This is a genomic window from Nostocoides sp. (genome assembly GCF_035343835.1).
In the GTDB taxonomy this organism is placed as follows: Bacteria; Actinomycetota; Actinomycetes; order Actinomycetales; family Dermatophilaceae; genus Nostocoides_A; species Nostocoides_A vanveenii.
The window spans coordinates 3,963-5,790 of record NZ_DAOQZV010000208.1 but is presented as its reverse complement, the minus strand read 5'-3'; the positions used below and the strand labels follow the sequence as shown (position 1 = coordinate 5,790).

The 1,828-nt window shown below is 64.7% G+C and carries 1 protein-coding gene and 1 pseudogene; both read left to right on the top strand.

Annotated elements, in window-relative coordinates:
* Positions 1 to 737, top strand: a pseudogene (locus tag PKH97_RS12945) (type I glutamate--ammonia ligase); the annotation flags it as partial.
* Positions 738 to 1,157: 420 nt separating this feature from the next.
* A complete protein-coding gene (locus tag PKH97_RS12940) occupies positions 1,158 to 1,709 on the top strand; it encodes a nucleotidyl transferase AbiEii/AbiGii toxin family protein (protein WP_324387908.1) in 552 nt (183 codons plus the stop codon).
* The last annotated feature ends 119 nt before the right edge of the window (positions 1,710 to 1,828 follow it).

Here is a 1,828-nt window from a genome sequence, read left to right as displayed (position 1 = left end):
CGCTGCTGCACTCCGGCGACGACATGATGAAGTTCAAGTACGTCGTCAAGAACACCGCGTGGCACAACGGCAAGTCGGCCACCTTCATGCCGAAGCCGGTGTTCGGCGACAACGGCTCGGGCATGCACACCCACCAGTCGCTGTGGAAGAACGGCGAGCCGCTGTTCTACGACGAGCGCGGGTATGGCGGCCTGTCCGACATCGCGCGCTGGTACATCGGCGGCCTGCTGAAGCATGCCCCCGCGGTCCTCGCCTTCACCAATCCGACCGTCAACTCCTACCACCGCCTCGTGCCGGGGTATGAGGCGCCGGTCAACCTTGTCTACTCCGCTCGCAACCGCTCGGCCTGCATCCGCATCCCGATCGCGGGCGCATCGCCGAAGGCCAAGCGCATCGAGTTCCGTATCCCCGATCCCTCCTGCAACCCCTACCTCGCCTTCGCCGCCCAGCTGATGGCCGGACTCGACGGGATCAAGAACCGCATCGAGCCCCCGGAGCCGGTGGACAAGGATCTCTACGAGCTGCCGCCGGAGGAGCACGCGGAGATCAAGCAGGTCCCCGGCTCGCTCGGTGAGGTGCTCGACGCGCTTGAGGCCGACCACGAGTTCCTGCTCGAAGGCGACGTCTTCACCCAGGACGTCATCGACACCTGGATCGAGTACAAGCGCAAGAACGAGATCGACCCGATTCGTTTCCGCCCGCACCCGCACGAGTTCGAGATGTACTACGACATCTGATCGCGCCTGCGATGTCCGGCAAGGGCCGGGGGAGCAACCGCTCCCCCGGCCCTTGCTGTGCCTCGTGCACTGGTAGCGGAAGACACCTGTTCAACTGCTATCACATGACCGGCGCACCGCCCCAAGCCCACGAAGCGAGTCGCTGATTTCGGTCGCACGCCGTCGAAAGCTCGATGGGCGCGAGTTCTCGGCCACCCTAGTCGAACGCGCCGGAATCCATCCCGAGGCGTGGCGCGATGGCTGAACCGCTTGAGCCCTATCACGATTGGCCATCTCTTGAACTCGCGATCAAAGCTGCCGCGCGCAAGTCCGCTGCGAAGGCCGGCCCAGGAGTGAGCGCCGCGACCGTCGACGCGAGATTCGCCAAGCGCGATTCGACAGATTCCTCTCACGCGTCTTCGCCGACGGTGAAGCCTCCGGATGCTCAAGGGTGGGATAAGGGTGCTGGCGCGGGTGCCTCGGTCGCGCACCACCAGAGATGTCGATCTCCCGGCTCTAAAGGCTGTCGATCTTGATGGGGCCGAACGCGCGCTTACCGAGCTTGTACCCGTCGATCTGGGCGACCACCTCACCTTCCGCGTGATCCGTTCCATCCCCATTGGCAGGGGTCAAAATCAACCCGGCGTGGCCATGCGTCGCTACGTATTTGCGTGCATGGACGCCGACACCGATATGCACGTGGAGACTGTCACCGTCGACGTCGTCATCGGCCCGCCCCCGATCGGCGAGGTGGAGGTCGTGGAACCAGCCAACCGGCTCTACCCGCGCCCACCGCTCACCACTCATCCCTATCGGCTCTACCCGATGGTCGATCAGATCGCCGACAAGGTCTGCGCCACGATGGAAACCAACAACCCAGACGGACGACGTAATAGCCGAGTCAAGGACCTGGTCGACTTGGTCGTCTTCGCCCACACCAACGGGTGGACCTCGACGTGTTGCGCGTCGCGATTCATGCCAAGAGGCGCATGAGTGGGATCGCGGCCTTCGGCCACCTCGACATTCCTCCCGCCTGGCACGGCACTTACGCTGCCACAGCCAGAGGCGTCCCGACCGCAGAGCGCCACACCGCCGAGAGCGCGGCCGCCTTG

What these genes read in the sequence shown, in the direction of transcription:
- PKH97_RS12940 (WP_324387908.1), top strand. Translation starts at nt 1,158, where the DNA reads ATGCTCAAGGGTGGGATAAGGGTGCTGGCGCGGGTGCCTCGGTCGCGC.